The sequence below is a fragment of the Haloferax sulfurifontis ATCC BAA-897 genome, assembly GCF_000337835.1.
GTDB lineage: Archaea > Halobacteriota > Halobacteria > Halobacteriales > Haloferacaceae > Haloferax > Haloferax denitrificans.
This window is the reverse complement of the sequence record NZ_AOLM01000028.1, coordinates 266,215-282,573: the sequence shown is the minus strand read 5'-3', so window position 1 is coordinate 282,573 and position 16,359 is coordinate 266,215. Positions and strand designations below refer to the sequence as shown.

The following is a 16,359-nucleotide window of genomic DNA, read 5'->3' as shown; positions in this document are numbered from 1 at the left end:
ACGGCGAGCAGGTGACCGAGAGCACGGTCACGGACGCGACGACCGATTCGAGCACGGACGGCTCGACGGACTCGACGACCGACTCCACCGACAGCCAGAACGAACTGCGCCTCGTCGGCACCGGCGTCGAGACGCAGTACGAAGTCGCCGTCAGCGGCACGCTCGAAGCCTCGGGCGACACCGTCGAACAGTGGGACGACGTGTCCGAAAGCTCCGCGACGGGCTGGGTAACCACCGACGGCGTCGAGGACACGTACGCGTTCACGGGCACGATTACGTCGCTGTCGTTCCTCGAAGGCGAGGCCGAGGTCTACGTCAACGGCACGCGGGTCGACCCCGCGGTGTTCTCCCTGCCGAACACCCTCGTGGTCGAGGGCGACGGCGCGGAGACGACGTACGAATTCATGGTCTCCGGCGACATCCTGAACGACCCGCTCGTCGGGGCGACGGAGAGCGACGACAGCCTCACCAACGGCAAGGCGAAGGGGTCGGTCACGGACGGTATCGACGCCTTCCGGTTCTCGGGCGACATCAAGAAGATGAACCTGGTCGGCGACGCGGCGCTGACGTTCGAGGACAACGACGGCTGAGGCGACGGCAGGAACACGGCACGACAGCACAGCACGGACACAGAAACTACACGCGGCGTGCCGCCCGCGCGGCGACGCCGCAGACGACAGAGGCACCCGTTTTCGCATTTCGACGCGGTTTTTTGAGGTTCCACGCGACAGCCGAGCGGCCGCCGCGTTCCGCGACGGCGTGGCGGTCGCTCGCGGGACCGAGTTACGCCGCGTCGTCGCCGGCGTCCGCGCCGCCGGTCGGCTCTTCGGTCACGGTGACCCAGACGTACGCCGAGCGGTACGCCGTGTCGGTGCTCGGCTCCGCCGGCGCGTCGCCCTCGTACAGGAAGTACGTGAGTCGGAGGTCCTCGCCGGTCAGCGTCGGGGCGAAGCTGTGGCGGGTCCGCCACGTCTCGCCGTCTTCGACGGTCTCCGTCCGCGACCCGAGCGCCTGTCGCTCCACGACCGTCGTCTCGCCGTTCACCCGCTCGACGCGCTGGAGTTCGGCCACGAGCGTGTAGCTCGTCGCCTCGCCCTCGTCGTTCTCGACGGAGACGAACAGCGTGCTCTGTTCGCCGACCGTCAGCGCCTCGGGGTAGTCGGCGGCGGCGAACTCGCCGCCGGCGTCCCGCGTGAGAAGCGACAGGCTCGAATACGACTCGCCCGTTCCCGGCGCGACGAGCGCGTAGCTCAGGCTCGCGACGGCCAAGACGATGGCGGCGGCGAGCGCGACGTTCAGAAGCGAATCGACCCGCGAGGGCTGGTCGAACGACCGGACAACGTCGGCGTACCAGCGCCGAATCGGGACGTGGAACCGCTCCGCTTCGGGGAGTCGCCGCCGCCGGACTTCGCCGACTGCGAGGCCGCCGACGATGACCGCCGACAGCGCGGCGATGACGGGCGCGGGGGCCAGTCCGACGCCGGCCCAGAGGAGCGACAGCCCGACGACTGGGAGCAACGCGACGCTCATTCCGAAGGCGAGCGCGAGGCGCTCCACGAGGCCGAGGTTCGGTTGCCACTCGAACCGACCGAACGACGGTCCTTCGACGGCTCCACCCGACGACCCGGCGGGGAACAGCGCGAGCAACAGCGCGTAGCCGGGCAGAAACAGCAGTACGGGGAGTCCGACGAGGGCTTGGACGGTCGAAACGACGTCGAGAACCGCGACGAGGCTACTCGCGACGACGATGACCAGCGCGAAGGGCACGTCCAGCGAGAGCTCGCCGAGCGCCCGGTTTAACCGTCCTTTGCTGTGTGATGTGGACCCCATTACTGGATAGATGACGCGACTAGGCTGTTGTTATTGATATCCTCACACCCACGCTTTCGCGGGTACGAGGTGACTAACTCCCTGCCACATCGCGCTCTGTGACGCCGTCGGACGCGCGTTCTCCGCGCTCGTCGCCCTCGCCGGCACCGCCGCCGCCGCGAGCCGGCCGCGCGTCGCTCGGTGCGCCCCGCTCGAACGACGCAGACGGCTCCGCCTCGACCCGTAACCGTTCGTTCTCGCGGCTGTCGAGGAGCATCGCGCCCCCGAGCGACCCGACCCCAATGAGGGCCGAAGCGAGGGACCCGGCGAGCGACCGCCGATTCGCGCGGTTCTTCGACGCGACCCCACCGACCAACCGGAGCGCGCCGGCGAGGAGACCCACGACGCCGAGCGCGTAGAGGGCGGCCACCGGGTGGACGCCGCCGTCGAGGTACCGCACGCGGAGCCGCCAGAGGAAGTCCCTGAGCAGGAGGAACGACAGCCCGGGGACGAACGTCGAGTACCTGATGCCGCTTTCCTCGTCGCCGTAGCGGGCGCGCATCGGCACGGTTGCCACCCGCTTTCCCGCGACGTTCAGGTTCACGAGCAGGTCGTTCAGGAAGCCGTACTGGTCGTACAGCCGGTCGAACTCCAGCTCCGAGAGTGCGTCCGCCGAGACGGCCGTGTAGCCGTTCTGCGGGTCGCGGATGTGCCAGTAGCCGCTGGCGATGCGCGTCAGCCCGGACAACAGGAGGTTGCCGAACAGCCGCCACGGCGGCATCCCCCGGCGGGTGTCCCGCGCCGCGAGTCGGTCGCCGACGGCGTAGTCGGCGTCCCCGTCGACGACGGGGTCGATGATGGCGGGCATGATGTCCGGGTCCATCTGGCCGTCGCCGTCCATCACGACGACGACGTCCATCCCGTCCGCGAGCGCGCGCTCGTAGCCGGTCTTGACGGCCGCGCCGCGTCCGCGATTGACCGCGTGCCGAATCGGGACGACGCGCCTGTCGAGCGACGCGCCGCCGTCGGCCGCGGCGACGACGGGCGCGGCCACTCGCTCGTTCGCGCGGGCGGCGTGTCGCCGAATCACCTCCCACGTCCCGTCGGTCGAGCGGTCGTCGACGACGTACGCGCGGTCGACGAACACGGGGAGCGTGTCGATGACGCCGCCGACGAACCGCGCCTCGTCGTACGCGGGCACGACGACGCCCACGGCGTTACCGCGATACATCGCCCCTCGCGCGCGACCCCTGTGTTGTACGCCGTGCGTCGGCCGGCCGGCCGCCATGGGACGGCGCTCCCGGCGGCGACGAATTGAGTCGGAGAGTGCGTAGGAACATTGATACTTCGATCCGCTGATTGGGCCGTTCGGGTCTTTGTTAGTCGTCAGCAACACGTATGAAAACGCGAATTTCAGGCGCTTCGGACGGTTAGAACGGGTGTCTAACGTTCTTCGGAACGTGACTGACAGAATCTAAATAACGTTCGAAATGATTGTCTAGAAAAATGTTATATCGACGTACTCGGGTCGGCGCTCCGAGCGGGTTTCTGTGCGACCGCGTTTCCGTACCGGGCGAGTCGCCCCGTCAGACGGAGTCTCGAATCGACTCCCAGTAGCTGGACGCCGTGACCACGTCCAACCCGAGTTCGTCCACGTAGTCCATCGTCTCGGCGAACGCCGCCGGGCTGACGGAGCGTCCCTCCCCGGTCACGTCGTGGTACATGAGCACCGCGAGCTGGTTGTACTGCGCGGCGAAATCGAGCGCCCGCTTCGCCTTCTGCACGTCGTCGCCGTCGGTTCGGCCGACGATTTGCGGGTCGGATATCGCGCCGGTCGGCCCCCCGACCGTCACGAACCCGAGGTAGTGGTAGTCGCTCGCGGCGGCGAGCGCCGACTCGTTGTACCGGCCGTACGGCCAGATGATGAAGTCGGCCCCGCGTTCGAACCCGTTTTCGACGAGCCACGCCTTCGACTCCCTGATGCTCGCGCGCTGGTCGGCTGGCGAGAGGTCGCGGAACGAGTCCGACCGCTGGGGGTGACTCACCATGTCCCAGCCGGAGTCGACCATCTCGTCCATCCCCGACCGCGGGATGCGGTGGCTCGACCCCACGGTCCACGGGATGACGCCGACGACGCCGGGGAAGCCGTGGGACTCCAGTATCGGATACGCCGTGTCGTACTGGCTCCGGGTGTTGTCGTCGAACGTAATCATCACCTTGCCCGCGTCGGCGCGCGGCGTGGCCCGGAGGGAGTCGACGTAGAACCGCGCCGTCGTGCCGCCGCCGGTGTACAGCTGGATGCTTATCTCGGTGACGTTGGACAGGTCCGGCGACCCGGTGACGCGCCGCGGGCCGAGGTCGAGGCGTTGCCAGCCGGCCGCCCAGACGTGGCGGCCGAGAAGGAGCGTGTTGTCGTAGTCGGGCGCGGCGAGGCGAACCGTGATGCCCTCGGTGTCGGGCGTTTCGAGGTTGACGGCCAGCGACAGGTCCGCATCGGAGAGGTCGATGCCGCCGTCGAACGTCCGGTAAATCCACACCCGCTCGTCGGCGGGCGTCGCTTCGAGGCGGAGCGACTGCGAGCCGCAGTAGACGACGTCTTCTTCGACGGCGTACCGCCCCGCGAACGTCCCCCAGAGCCGCTCGTCCTCGAAGTCGTCGACGAGCCAGCCCGCGTCTCTGAACCGCTCTCGACTGTTGAACGCGACCGCCAGCGGGTCGCCCGCCGCGTCGACGCTGGGGTCGTCGTAGCTGAACCGCGGGGTCGGAGCCGGAGTCGGCGGCTCGCTCGTCGGCGGTGCCGGAGGCGTGCCGGCCGGTTCCCCACCCCTCGCGACGCACCCGCTGAGCACGGCGGCGCTCAGCCCGAGATATGAACGCCGTGACAAATCCATACGAATAACTGTCGCCACGAGTTGATAGTAATGCGACTCGTAATTTCAGTAGTCTCGGACTGAAACCGTCGAGAACCGCGAATACGCCGATTCTGACCGGTCTTTCCGAACGTCACTTTCCCGGTTTCGCCGCCGCCGACGAGCCTTGATTCCCCGCCCCTCGCGGCGTTAGCCGCGGTTACACACCGTTTACCAATCACCTTCCCGGTCCAACTGACGGGAAACATGTGTAATCGACGGTGGTCCCTCTCTCTCCCACCTTCACCTCGCTCCCCGTGGCGATGTGACGCCGACGCTCGACGGATGCCCGACAGCTACCGGGAACGCCCCGACCGCGCGGAGGTCCCCCGCCGGTGAAGCGCAGAACCTACCTGCGGACGCTCGGTGCCGTCGGCGTCGGTGCCGCGCTCGCCGGCTGTAACACGCCGGACGAGGAGACGCCGACCGAGACGCCGACGCCGACCGAGTCGACGCCCACGCCCGAACCGGAACTCACCGTCCTCGACGCGGTCGGCGACCTCGGGATGGACCCGACGGGCCAAGAGCCGGTCGACGACATCCTCGACCGGACGTACGGCGACGACACGGCCATCGAGTTCCCGCCGGGCGACTACCTCATCACCCGCGAGCACGACTGGGACCGCGGCGTCTCGAACTTCCGGCTCGTCGGCCTCGGCGACTCGCACAAGGACGTGCAGTTCGTCTTCCCGCCGGCGGACCCCGGCGAGCAGTTCCGGATGCTCCGCATCACGAGCGGGACGGACCACGTCCTGCAGAACTTCTCTATCCAGCAGACCGACGACGACACCACGAGCGCCGATATCTGGCTCGCCAACGACGACGGCGCGCTCATCGAGGACGTCGAGTGGCTCGGTCGCACCCCCACCGACAACCACGCCCGCGACCAACTGCTCCTCTTCGACTGCACCTCGGTCGACGGCGTCAACGTCATCCGCCGCGTCTACATGCGCGAGGGCGCGGCGCTCCCCGGCTATCCGAACGGCGTCGCCGGGATTCGCATCACCGAGCGGTCCGTCGGCGAGGTCAGGATGATAGACTGCCACATCGAACAGCGCGGCTCGTCGTCGTTCCGCGCGACCCACACCCGCGGCGTCCTCCGCGTCGAGGGCGGGCTGTTCAAGAACAACGACAACACGAACATGCGCATCTCCGCGGGCGACCACCCCACGAAGACCTCGTGGATCAAGGGCGCGACCGTCATCGTCGACGCCGATAACCTCAACGAACACGCCCGCGAGGGGGACCGACTCGACAGCCCCGAGGGGCTCCGCATCGACTCCACCGGCCACGGGTACACGGGCGTCCTCATCGAGGACTGCGACTTCGTCTACCGGTCGAGTCCGTCCTCGCCGGGCATCATCACCGTCCCGACCTACGGGAGCCACGGCGGCTTCACGATGCGCAACTGCCGCATCGTCAACGACACCGGCGTCCAGACCATCTACGCGGGGCCGGTCGACACCGACATCGCGCGAGAGCCGTGGGGGATGATTCTCGAAAACGTCACCATCTCGGGGGCGTGCGAGAGCCAGCCCTACGGCTCGGCGGTCGTCATCGACGAGAACCGAAACGGCTCCCGAATCGTCGATAGCTGTATCTACCTGCCGAACGGCCGGGTCGGCGGCGTGCTCGTCAACCGCGCGTCGAACTGCTCGGTCGAAAACACCAGCATCAACGTCAGCGGCCCGCCGACCCGGAGTCGGAACGCCGAGCTCGTCCTCGAAGACGTGTCCTACACCGCGACCTGCGCGTTCCGCGACGAGTGAGTGGTTCGGTCGGCGACGGCGCTGTCCGAACCCTCAGCCGTCGGCACTCCGTCGTGGCCGAGCTGGCAAGCGCGCGCAGACAGGTCGGTATGACGCCGGTCAGAACGGTAGCAAACCTCAACCAGTCGTCTATTCTACTAGCGAATATGGCCACATCGGTGAAAATAGACGACGAGACGAAGTCCCGTCTCGAACGGTTACAGACCGAGATTCGGCTCAAGACCGGGAAGCGAGTGACCCAGCAGGAGGTCTTGGCGCGGCTCGTCGAGAACGCCGTCGAGTCCAAGGCGGACCTCATCGACCCGTTCCGCGAGAAGCGCGTCCCGCTTTCGGAATCCGAGCGCGAGCGGTTCCACGACGGGATGGTCTCGTCCGGCGTCACGACGACCGAAGGGGACATCGACGACGTGCTGTACGGATGAGCGTCTTCGTCGACACCGGCGCGTTCAGAAATACGCCTTTCCTGATTACGAACAGTAGCAAGACTATCGGCACCAGAGTCAGCGCCAGGCCCACGACGCCTCTCGCGTAGTTCCCTTCCACGAGTCCCCGCGGCCACCCCCTTCCGAGATGAAACATGAACAGGAGCGGGACAACTAAAACCGCGTTGCGGAGCGAAACGCCCGCCCCCTCAGTAGTGGACTCAGATGACGACATTTCGTGGTACTCGCGCTCGTTCTTCTATCGGCATCTCCCGTTAATACGCATTCTACTCTCTCAATCGGTTCAGACGATTCCGACCGGAATAAAATCACCGTGGTGCTGATTGCATTCTCTCCGTCAGCACACCACTTCGGCACACGCGCGATATCTCAATAGCCCCCGCTGAAAGCGGCGACGCCACGACCGTCGGCCGACTCAGCGACCCCTGAAGTTGAGTCCCGGCGTCAGCGTGATGCCGGTCCTCGGCTCTTCCGATTCGTCACCGCCGCGGTCGCGGTCGCCGGTCGATTCCGCCTCGGCCTCGTCGCCCCCGCGGTTGAACACCGCGTGGTGCACGTAGCGGGCGAAGGGGACCGGGTCGTCGAGGCGCGCGAGGTCGAATCTCGGCTCGCGGTAGATGGACGACGCGACCTCCCAGACGGTCTTGACGAACGACGGGCGCTCGACGAGCGGCGAGTCGTCGCGGCGGACGCTCATCACGTAGCCGAGTTCGCCCCAGAGGTAGTGGGTGCCGACGCCGAGTTCGTAGCCCGGTTCGATGCGGTGTTTCTGCCCGGTCGCCTGCAACCAGTAGTAGTACGGGAAGTCAGCTCCGGCGCGGACGGTCGAGGGGAGCGACTGCCACATCCGGGGGTTGATTTCGATGAGTTTGAACTCGCCCGTCTCGGCGTCTTTGAGGTACTCGATACACGCGAGGCCGTGCCAGTCGATGTGGCCGAGGAGCTTCCGCGCGACGGCTTCGAGTTCGGGGTCGTACACCGAGGTCCGGTAGACGCCGCCGCCGCCGGTGTAGGAGTTCCCGCGAATCTGGAGGTGCTGGAACGTCGCCAGCGGCTCGCCGTGGTCGTACAGCGCCGCGAACATGTACTTGTCCTCGGTCGGGACGTAGTCCTGGACGATGGGGTCGTGTTTCATCTCGGCGTATATCTCGTCGGCGTCGGGGCGGTCGCCGGGCCGGACGTGGCGGACGCTCTTGACGATGTCGTACTCGTGGGGGTCGTAGCTGTCGACGTACTCGCCGGCGACGACGTTGTACCGCGGCTTGATAATCGAGGGCTTGTCGAACGCCGCAATCTCGCTGAACAGGCGGGTCCGCGGCATGGGGACGCCGGCCTCGACGGCGGCCTCGTAGAGGAGCTTTCGGTCGTGGACCCGGCGGAGCGTCTCGAAGTCGGGGACGACGAGGTCGACGTACTGCTCGAACTCGTCGAGGTACTTCGAGAAGACGTAGCCGTCCTCCGGCCGCGTCGGGATGATGGTCTTCACGTCCGGTCGGGCGGCGATGCCGACGAGGGCGTCCTTGTAGGCCACGAGGTCGTCTTTCGGTGCGGGGATGCGGACGAGTTCGTCGCAGAACCGAGACGAGGCCGCCGGCGTGTCGTCGTGTTCGGAGGCCATGACCGTGTGGACGCCCCGCTCGCCGAGCGACCGGACGCAGGTGTAGTTGCCCGATGGAACGAGTACTGATTCTCGGGCGTGCGCGCGTTTGGACATGCCTGAACCGTCGCGCGGTGGCGGAATTAGTATGGGTTCGCTAACGGACTCAGGGTCGGTGACGGGAGGCGGTTCCGACCGCTCGACTCGGCGGCCGAAGTGCGGTCGGCCGCCCGCGTCAGGGCGGGACCGCGCCGCCGCGCGCGAGCGCCGTCGGCGACTGAACTGTGGATTCCCACGCGCCCGACCGGATTCGATTCGTGAAAGTCGAGTAATCAGACGGTTTCGGGTCGGTTATCCACAGCATACCGGGGAGTTGGCGAAACCGTCGCCCCGGTCGGCCGACCTGTCGAGTCGGCGAGGCGGGAGCTCTCGACCGAAGAACAGTTCGGCGCGGTGCCGAGCGAGGCGACGCCTCGGGCGGCGCGGGCTGACCGCCGCCTCAGAGCACGTCGTCGTCGAGGCCGCCGGGGTCGCCGGCGGTGTCGAAGAGGTTGTTCTGGGCGCTCTGGACGAAGTCGGACTGGACGCCGTCCTCGTCGTCGACGGGGGCACCGTAGGCGTCCATTCCCATCGAGAGGAGCTCCTCGACGGCCTGTTCTTCGCTGATGAACTCTTCGTCGACGAGCTGTTCGAACTCGACGAGCAGTTCGTCCGGGAGATTGACTTCTACGACGGGCATAGAGACGCGTTCGTGCTCGACGTACTTGAGCGACCGGGTGTGAGTAATCGGGTGTTTCGGTCGCAATCGGTCACCGCGACTGACACTCCGCGCCGCGCGCCGGTCACAACCGCGTGTCTTATCAGTTCTCCGTCGGACCCTCAATGCGACGAGCGGCGGGGCGTCGATTTCCGACGTCCCGGACCGAGGGACCGACGTGACACGCGATACAGATTCCACGACCGACGAGGCCTCCGCTCCCGCCGAGAGCGACGCGCTCGGCTGGCTTCCGGAGCGCGTCGAACTGCCGAGCGACGAGTGGGTCATCTACCCGCTCGGCGAGCCGCGCCCGGCGAACTTCGCGCTCCGCTTCGAGAAGGCCGTCCCCGCGGTGCTCGTCGGTATCGACTCCGGCGACTCGCCGGGCGTGCACGTCCTCCCGCATCCGGACGGCCTCTCCGTGTCGGCCCGGTTCGGCGGCGTCGTCGACGACTCGGTCCGCGAGTTCGAGCCGCCGTCGTCCGACGCCGAGCGCGAGGCGGTCGCCGCGTGGGCCCAGACGTGGGTCGACCGCGTCGACGACCGGGCCGAGCGGGCGCGCATCCGGACGGCCTGCGCGCCGGTTCCGAACGCCGGCGACCGCGTCTCGCGGGCGCTGTTCGAGCACTTCGGGAGCGCGGACGCCGTCGCGGCCGCGGTGCTCGAACGGAACACCGCCGCGCTCAGGCGCGCGTCGGGCGTCGCCGAGCAGACCGCGGCCGACCTCGTCGTCCACTACGGCACCGACGCGGAGTGGGAGCACTACCGCCGCCACCGCGACGCCGCCCCGTGACTCAAACCGCGATTTGACTCTCGCGTAGGGTTATTCCCGTCCGCGACGACTACTGGGTATGTCCCTGACACGACGCACCGTCCTCGGTTCGACCGCCCTCCTCTCGTTCGGCCTCCTCGCCGGCTGTGTCGGCAACGGCGGGTCGGACGACGGCGCGACGACTGACGACGAACAGACGGACACGCCGACTGACGACCCCACGACCGACGAGCCGACGGACACGACAGACGACCTTCCGGACGGAAACGGCACCGACGACGGAACCGGCGGCACTCGTCCGTCCGGCGGTCCCGGCATCTCACTGGTCAGCGTCGACGACGCCCCCGACGTGCCGGTCGAACACGAAGTCGAGATAACCGAGGACCTCGCGACCGACGAGCATCCGCCGCAAGTCCGCATCACGCTGACGAACACCGGCGACGAGACGGTCGAGGTCGGCGAGGGCAGAACGGTCTTCTTCCAGTACGTCTCGGACACGACGAACGACCTCATCTTCCTCCCCGCGGACGGAGAGTACCCCGCCGAGGCGGGCTGTTGGCGGCTCGAAGACCACATCGCCGTGACCGAGGAGTACCGGATTCTCTCGCTCGAACCCGGCGAGTCGCGGTCGGAACTGGTGGACCTCTACGGCGTCGCCCAGCCCGAAGGCGAGGAAGCGAGCTGTCTCCCGGTCGGCGAGTTTCGCTTCGAGGCGGCCTTCGCCGTCGGCGGCCTCTCGGGGGCTTCCGACGGAGACGACAGACAGGAGGCGGCGTGGGGCTTTTCGCTCACGCTTGAGTGACCGGCCGCGGGAACCGCCTCACGCCTGCCGACGCCGTCGATGCGGGCCTCACTCGGCTCGCCGTGCGGCCGAGTCCGAGACGACCGACCAGTCCGCGGGGTCGATGTCGTGTCCCTCGACGGCGCCGTGTTCGGGATACGCCGTCGTGACGAGATACGTCGCCCTCCCGGAGAGGTAGTCGGTCAGTCGCCCGAGGTTCTCGTCGGCGATGCCGCCGAGGCGGTCCACGAGCATGACCGGCACGCGTTCCACCACGTCGAACGCCTCGTAGCCCGCGAGCGCCGTCGCCAGTCCGAGGAGTTCGACCTCGCCCTCGCTGAGCGCGTCGAGCGACGCCTCGCGGCCGTCGCGGGCGACGACCAGTTCGAACTCGCTCGTCAGTCGCGCGCTCTCGAACCCCGTCTCGAACAGCGGGACGATGTCCCGAATCGCGTCGTCGAACGCGTCTCGTGTCTCCTTCTTTATCTCTTGTTTCCGCCGCCGGAGGCGGGTTATCTCTTCGGTGAGCGACTGACGCTGTGAACGCAGTGATTCGAGCTCCTCGGACTTCGATTCGGCCGATTCGAGTTCCGACTTCGCGTCGTCGAGGCGCGCCTTTGCGTACTTCAGGTCGCTTTCGATATCGGTCACCTGTTCGGCATCCGATTCGATTCGCTCGCGGAGGTCGTCGATTCGCTCGGCGAGTTCGTCGTCGCGTTCGCGCGCGTCGTCGAGGCGGCGTTCGAGGTCCGACCGGCGCTCGCGGAGCTCCCGAACGTCGGTCTGAAGCTCCCGTTCGCGTCGGCGTCGCTTCTCGCGCGATTCGACGCGCTCCGTGAGTTCCTCGACGCGTTCGCGGTTCGCCTCGGCCGCCTCGGTGCGGCGGTCGATTCGCTCGGCGAGGTCGTCGAGCCGCGCCGTCACAGACGAGGCGTCCGTCTCGGCACCGCAGACCCAACACGTGAGGTCGTCGTCGACGAGGCCGTGGGTCACGTCGGTCAGCAGTTCGGCCCGGTCTTCGGCCACGACGCGGCGGTTCGCGTCGTAGACGTCCCGAAGGAGTTCGATATCGCGTTCCTGCTGGCGGAGCTCCCGCTTCGCCGCGTCGAGCTCGCGCGCCAGCTCATCGTCGTCTTCCACGTCGAGTCCGTCGAGCTCCTCGCGACTCGATTCGAGTCGCTCTCGGACCCGCTCGGCGGTCGATTCGAGCCGGTCGATGCGGCTCTGGACGCGGGAGCGCTCCGCGCGGGCGTCGCTGAGCGCCTCGCGCGTCTCGTCGCCGCCGGCGGCGTCCGCGGACGCCGCGCGCTTCGCTTCCAACTCCTCGACCTCGGCTTCGAGTTCCGACACCCGACCGGCCAGCGTCGGCAGGCGTTCTGCCGCGTCTTCGGCCTCCGAAAGCGCCTCGTCCACGCGGTCGCGCTCGCGGCGCGCCTCGGCGATGTTCGCGTCGATGTCCTCGAAATCGAGCGGGCGCGTCAGGAGGGGTTCGAGGTCGTCGCCCTCGCGGACGGCCCGCCGAATCTCGTTTTCCTCGCCGAGGAACGCGAACAGGTCGGCGCAGACGCGGTCGACCTCGTCGGACAGGTACGGCTCGCCGGTCGTCCGGACGTGCCGTCCGTCCCGGGTCAACTCGACGGTGTACTCCCTTTCGTCCGTCGAAAGCGAGACGCGCCCCTCGGCCGCGCCCTCGGTCAGCGGCGACGCCGTCCCGAAGGCGGTCGCTATCGCGGCGAGGAAGCTCGACTTCCCCTGCCAGTTGCTCGCGCGGACCGCGTTCAACCCGGGTTCGAGCGTCGCGCTCCCGCGTCGAATCCCGGCGACGTTCTCCACGTCGAGCCGCCAGCTCATGCCATTCCGGCGGCCGCGACGAGTTCGAGCGCCGCTCCGGAGAACTCGCCGAGCGCGAGGCCGGCGCTGGAGAGCGCGCCGATGGGGAGCACCGCCCGGAGCCGCCCGCCCGAGTCGGCCCCGCCGTCGGGCGCGACGCCGGTCTCGCGGACGGCCTCCTCAGCCATCTCGTCGGCACCGGCGTGGTGCTCCTGACAGACGAACCCGCGGTCGAGCGCGTCTTCGAGCGGGACCCGCGTCGGGCACTCCGCGCAGGACACCTTCACCTGCACGTCGACGCCGGCGTCTCCGGCTCCGGCGAGCCGCCCTTTCTTCCCCAGCGACGCGAGCGCCGACTCGGCCTTCTGTCTGACCGTCTCGCGCGCGATGTCGACGCTGTTTCGCTCCCAGTCCGAGGACGCCTCGACGGTCGGCTTCTCGCCGTCGAGACAGTCGTTGAGGTGGCGTCGCATCGTGCTCCACGACGCCATCGCGCCCGTCAGCTCGTCGGCGTCGATGCCGTCCGTCGCGAGGTCGGCGGCCACGTCCCCGTAGTCGAGCTCGTCGTCGCCGACGAGGGCCTCGTACTCCGCGTCGAGGCGCACGTCGGTCACGTCGCGACCGTTCCGCTCGTAGACGCGCGCGAGCAGTCGCTTGTTGAACCACGTCGTGAGCGACTTGTACCCTTCGCTTTCGCCGCCGTCGGCCCCGGTCCACCGCGCCAGCAGATAGTCGTCGACGGAGTCGTACCTGCCGGTCGGCGCGGCGAGCCCGTACCGTTCGATTGCCACGTCGACCTTGCACATTGTCTCGTTGCACGAAACTGGTGGCGCGACGGTAATAAGACTACGCTTGGCGGGCAACCTCGTCTCATTCCCGGCCGCTGTCGTCTGTCTGTTGCGTCTCCACTCGCCGCTCGCCTTCCTGCTGTTCTGCTTCCTGTCGCTCTGCTTCCCGCCGTTCCGCTTCCTGTCGCTCTGCTTCCCGCCGTTCCGCTTCCTGCTGTTCTGCTTCCCGCCGTTCCGCTTCCTGCTGTTCTGCTTCTCGTCGCTCTGCCTCCCGTCGCTCTGCCTCCCGTCGCTCGGCTTGCCGTCGCTCGTTGCGCTGTTTGGTCCGGAACTGTCGGAAGCGCTCTTCCTGTTCGCGCTCGTCGAGGTACCGCCGTATATGCCGTTTTTCCACCTCCAAATCCGGGATGAGCCGCTGGGAGAGGTAGTTGACGCGGAGCCGAAGCCGTCGAATCTCCGCGAGGAGTCGCAGGAGGACCGCCCGCATCTCCGCCAGCCTGACGACGTCCTCCACGACCGACTCGTAGGACCCGACGAGCTCGTCGTCGAGCGCGCTCGTGCCGAGGACGCCGTACCCCCGCCCGTCGAGCGACCGCCGCGCCGACGTGCTCAGAAAGAACGGGACGGTCAGCCCGACGAGCTTCGTCTCGGAGACGATGAGCTCCGTGTGAGAGCTCCGCGCCTCCGAGAGCGCGCGAAGCGCGATTTCGCCCTCCCGCTCTGCGCCCCAGACGTGGAGCTCAGCCGCGTCGCGGAACGCCTCGTCGGTCTCGCGGCGCAGTTCCGTCCATCGGTCTAACAGGTCGAGAAGGACGAAAACGAGACTGTCGCGTCGTCGTTCGAGGATGCGTTCTCCCTTCCGCGCGAGCGATAACTCGTCGGTCACCGAGAGTAACTCGCGGCGCGTCGGGGCCGTCCGCCGGTGTCGCCGATTCGGCATTGTATACGCTACGGTCGCCCCGACGGTTGATATACTTGTGTCACCGACACGTCCCCAGCCGATTTGACAAGGACTAAGCCGTTGTCAATATCGACTCGAACACGAGCTATGTCTGGACACACGGCCGCCGAGTCGACGCGCCCGGCGGTCACGGCGACAGCCGTGAGGAAGCAGTACGGCGACACCGTCGTGGTTCGGGACGTGTCGCTCGACGTTCACGAGGGCGAGGTGTTCGGTCTCATCGGCCCGAACGGGGCCGGGAAATCGACGCTCCTCGGCCTGCTGACGGGGACGCGAATCCCGACCGAGGGTTCGGTTCGGGTGTTCGGCGAGTCGCCGACCGCGGTCGACCGCTCGCGGATGAGCGTGCTCCCGCAGGAGTTCTCGCCCCACCGGCGACTCTCGGGCCGCGAACTCGTCTCTTACTACGCCGGGCTCTACCCGGACCCGCTGTCGGTCGACGAGGTACTCGACCGGGTCGGTCTCGACGCCGAGGACGCGGCGACGGCCTACACCGACCTCTCGGGGGGTCAACAGCGCCGCGTCTGCGTCGGCGCGGCGCTCGTCAACGACCCCGAACTCCTGTTTCTGGACGAGCCGACCACCGGCATCGACCCCGCGGGCCGCCGCGACGTGTGGGACCTCGTCGACTCGCTGGCCGACGGCGGGACCGCCGTCGTGCTCACGACGCACTACATGGCCGAAGCCGAGCACCTCACCGACCGCGTCGGGCTCCTCACTGACGGCGAACTCGTCCGCGTCGGTCCGCCCCGGAACCTCGTCCAGCGCTTCGGCGGCGAGACCCGACTCGCGGTCCGGACCGAGCGCCCCCGCGCGCTCGACCTCGACGCGACGCCCCTCGACGGCCGGCGGTACGGCGACTACGAGTACCGCTTTTTCGACGCCGGTCCCGACGACCTGACCGCGATGCTCGACCACCTCGACGCGGCCGACATCGCCTACGAGGAGGTGAGTCTCGTCCGCCCGACGCTGGAGGACGTGTACCTCAACCTCGCCAGCGAGCGCGGCCACGACTGCATCGCCAGCGCAGGTCCGGCGGGCCTCGCCGGGAACGCCGAGGTGACGCGATGACGGCCGCGGAGACGGGCGGAACGGACGAGACGGCCGCGGCGGCTGAGACGGCCGCGGCGGTCGAGACGAGAGAGACGGCCGACGGCAGTCAGACCCGCGGGCTCGCCGAGGCGGCCCGCCGGGTCCGCGCGGAGGCCGTCGCCGAGACGCGAGCGTTCCTCCGGCGGCGGACGGCCGTCTTCTTCACGTTCTTCTTTCCCGTCTTCATCGTCCTCATCTTCGGCGTCCTCGTCAAGACCGGCGCGACCGGCGGCCTGTTCTCCCGCCCGGACGCGTACTACCTGCCCGCGTATCTCGGCGTCGTCGTCGTGCTGACGCCCCTGTCGCGGGTCGGGAGCACCGTCGCGCGAAACCGGGCGTCCCGACGCTTCGAGAAGCTGGCGACGACGCCGCTGTCGCGTCTGGAGTGGCTCTCCGCGCACGCGGCCGTGAACGTCGCGCTCATCGGCCTCGCGGGCGTCCTGCTCGTCGGCGTCCTCGCCGCCGTCGGCGACCTCGGCGCGGCCCCCTCGCTCGGCGGCGACGCGCTGGTCGTCGCCTTTCTCGTCGTCGGCATCGCCCTGTTCTGCGGGCTCGGCTCGCTCATCGGCTCGCTCGCGGACTCCGAAGACGGCGTCATCGCCGCCAGCAACGCCGTCGGCATCCCGATGGTCCTCCTCGCGGACACGTTCGTTCCCGCGTCCAGACTCCCCGCGGCGCTCCGCCCGGTGGTCGACGCGCTCCCGCTCACCTACTTCGCGCGCGGCGTGCGCGCCGCCGTCGCCGGCGGCCAGCTCCCGACCGCGCTCTCCGACCTCGCTATCCTCTGTGGCTTCGCCGTCGCGCTGTTCGCGCTCTCGGCGCGACTGCTCCCGTGGCGCGAGTGAGGCCGC

Annotated in this window: 14 protein-coding genes and 2 pseudogenes; 7 read left to right on the top strand and 9 right to left on the bottom strand. The window is 68.4% G+C overall.

What is annotated here, in order from left to right; all coding sequences use genetic code 11:
* Positions 1-590: pseudogene (locus C441_RS18300) on the top strand (hypothetical protein); the annotation flags it as partial.
* Positions 591-783: 193 nt separating this feature from the next.
* Here the strand turns inward: C441_RS18300 and C441_RS18295 are convergent.
* The 3 genes from C441_RS18295 to C441_RS18285 form a co-directional block, all read right to left on the bottom strand.
* Positions 784-1,830 carry a DUF1616 domain-containing protein gene (locus C441_RS18295; protein WP_229722712.1) on the bottom strand — a complete coding sequence of 349 codons (1,047 nt, stop codon included), beginning with the start codon at positions 1,828-1,830 and terminating at the stop codon, positions 784-786.
* Positions 1,831-1,903: 73 nt separating this feature from the next.
* A complete protein-coding gene (locus C441_RS18290) occupies positions 1,904-3,040 on the bottom strand; it encodes a glycosyltransferase family 2 protein (protein ID WP_007276443.1) in 1,137 nt (378 codons plus the stop codon).
* Between the two features lie 355 nt (positions 3,041-3,395).
* Positions 3,396-4,658, bottom strand: coding sequence for a polysaccharide deacetylase family protein (locus C441_RS18285; protein WP_007276442.1), 1,263 nt, complete (start codon positions 4,656-4,658; stop codon positions 3,396-3,398).
* 395 nt (positions 4,659-5,053) lie between these two features.
* Between C441_RS18285 and C441_RS18280 the strand changes: the two genes are divergently transcribed.
* Positions 5,054-6,487: a twin-arginine translocation signal domain-containing protein gene (locus C441_RS18280; RefSeq protein WP_007276441.1), complete on the top strand. Its 1,434-nt coding sequence runs from the start codon at positions 5,054-5,056 to the stop codon at positions 6,485-6,487.
* A gap of 146 nt (positions 6,488-6,633) precedes the next feature.
* Positions 6,634-6,909, top strand: coding sequence for a hypothetical protein (locus tag C441_RS18275; RefSeq protein ID WP_007276440.1), 276 nt, complete (start codon positions 6,634-6,636; stop codon positions 6,907-6,909).
* Positions 6,910-6,937: 28 nt separating this feature from the next.
* On the opposite strand, the pseudogene C441_RS20650 reads toward C441_RS18275, so the two are convergent.
* The 3 genes and pseudogenes from C441_RS20650 to C441_RS18265 form a co-directional block, all read right to left on the bottom strand.
* A pseudogene (locus C441_RS20650) lies at positions 6,938-7,144 on the bottom strand (hypothetical protein); the annotation flags it as partial.
* A gap of 201 nt (positions 7,145-7,345) precedes the next feature.
* Positions 7,346-8,644, bottom strand: a complete 1,299-nt coding sequence (locus C441_RS18270; protein WP_007276439.1) for a carboxylate--amine ligase — start codon at positions 8,642-8,644, stop codon at positions 7,346-7,348.
* A gap of 382 nt (positions 8,645-9,026) precedes the next feature.
* Positions 9,027-9,266, bottom strand: coding sequence for a DUF7120 family protein (locus C441_RS18265; protein ID WP_004978002.1), 240 nt, complete (start codon positions 9,264-9,266; stop codon positions 9,027-9,029).
* Positions 9,267-9,462: 196 nt separating this feature from the next.
* Here C441_RS18265 and C441_RS18260 point away from each other — a divergent pair, with 196 nt between their 5' ends.
* Together C441_RS18260 and C441_RS18255 are read left to right on the top strand one after the other, a co-directional pair.
* Positions 9,463-10,077, top strand: a complete 615-nt coding sequence (locus C441_RS18260) for a hypothetical protein (RefSeq protein ID WP_007276438.1) — start codon at positions 9,463-9,465, stop codon at positions 10,075-10,077.
* 58 nt (positions 10,078-10,135) lie between these two features.
* Positions 10,136-10,858 carry a hypothetical protein gene (locus C441_RS18255; protein WP_007276437.1) on the top strand — a complete coding sequence of 241 codons (723 nt, stop codon included), beginning with the start codon at positions 10,136-10,138 and terminating at the stop codon, positions 10,856-10,858.
* 48 nt (positions 10,859-10,906) lie between these two features.
* Here C441_RS18255 and C441_RS18250 read toward each other — a convergent pair whose 3' ends face one another.
* The 3 genes from C441_RS18250 to C441_RS18240 form a co-directional block, all read right to left on the bottom strand.
* Positions 10,907-12,688 (bottom strand): archaea-specific SMC-related protein, encoded by a 1,782-nt coding sequence (locus tag C441_RS18250; protein WP_007276436.1) that lies wholly within the window; start codon positions 12,686-12,688, stop codon positions 10,907-10,909.
* Positions 12,685-13,473 carry a rod-determining factor RdfA gene (gene rdfA / locus C441_RS18245; RefSeq protein WP_007276435.1) on the bottom strand — a complete coding sequence of 263 codons (789 nt, stop codon included), beginning with the start codon at positions 13,471-13,473 and terminating at the stop codon, positions 12,685-12,687. Before rdfA ends, C441_RS18250 begins: the two co-directional genes overlap by 4 nt.
* Before the next feature lie 64 nt (positions 13,474-13,537).
* Positions 13,538-14,395 (bottom strand): V-type ATP synthase subunit D, encoded by an 858-nt coding sequence (locus tag C441_RS18240; RefSeq protein ID WP_007276434.1) that lies wholly within the window; start codon positions 14,393-14,395, stop codon positions 13,538-13,540.
* A gap of 108 nt (positions 14,396-14,503) precedes the next feature.
* On the opposite strand from C441_RS18240, the gene C441_RS18235 reads away from it, so the two are divergent.
* Positions 14,504-15,487, top strand: a complete 984-nt coding sequence (locus C441_RS18235) for an ABC transporter ATP-binding protein (RefSeq protein ID WP_007276433.1) — start codon at positions 14,504-14,506, stop codon at positions 15,485-15,487.
* Positions 15,484-16,353 (top strand): ABC transporter permease, encoded by an 870-nt coding sequence (locus tag C441_RS18230; RefSeq protein ID WP_007276432.1) that lies wholly within the window; start codon positions 15,484-15,486, stop codon positions 16,351-16,353. The genes C441_RS18235 and C441_RS18230 overlap by 4 nt, the downstream gene beginning before the upstream one ends.
* Positions 16,354-16,359: the final 6 nt, after the last annotated feature.

What these genes read in the sequence shown, in the direction of transcription:
- C441_RS18295 (WP_229722712.1), bottom strand. Translation starts at nt 1,830, where the DNA reads ATGGGGTCCACATCACACAGCAAAGGACGGTTAAACCGGGCGCTCGGC.
- C441_RS18290 (WP_007276443.1), bottom strand. Translation starts at nt 3,040, where the DNA reads ATGTATCGCGGTAACGCCGTGGGCGTCGTCGTGCCCGCGTACGACGAG.
- C441_RS18275 (WP_007276440.1), top strand. Translation starts at nt 6,634, where the DNA reads ATGGCCACATCGGTGAAAATAGACGACGAGACGAAGTCCCGTCTCGAA.
- C441_RS18270 (WP_007276439.1), bottom strand. Translation starts at nt 8,644, where the DNA reads ATGTCCAAACGCGCGCACGCCCGAGAATCAGTACTCGTTCCATCGGGC.
- C441_RS18265 (WP_004978002.1), bottom strand. Translation starts at nt 9,266, where the DNA reads ATGCCCGTCGTAGAAGTCAATCTCCCGGACGAACTGCTCGTCGAGTTC.
- C441_RS18255 (WP_007276437.1), top strand. Translation starts at nt 10,136, where the DNA reads ATGTCCCTGACACGACGCACCGTCCTCGGTTCGACCGCCCTCCTCTCG.
- C441_RS18250 (WP_007276436.1), bottom strand. Translation starts at nt 12,688, where the DNA reads ATGAGCTGGCGGCTCGACGTGGAGAACGTCGCCGGGATTCGACGCGGG.
- rdfA (WP_007276435.1), bottom strand. Translation starts at nt 13,473, where the DNA reads ATGTGCAAGGTCGACGTGGCAATCGAACGGTACGGGCTCGCCGCGCCG.
- C441_RS18240 (WP_007276434.1), bottom strand. Translation starts at nt 14,395, where the DNA reads ATGCCGAATCGGCGACACCGGCGGACGGCCCCGACGCGCCGCGAGTTA.
- C441_RS18235 (WP_007276433.1), top strand. Translation starts at nt 14,504, where the DNA reads ATGTCTGGACACACGGCCGCCGAGTCGACGCGCCCGGCGGTCACGGCG.
- C441_RS18230 (WP_007276432.1), top strand. Translation starts at nt 15,484, where the DNA reads ATGACGGCCGCGGAGACGGGCGGAACGGACGAGACGGCCGCGGCGGCT.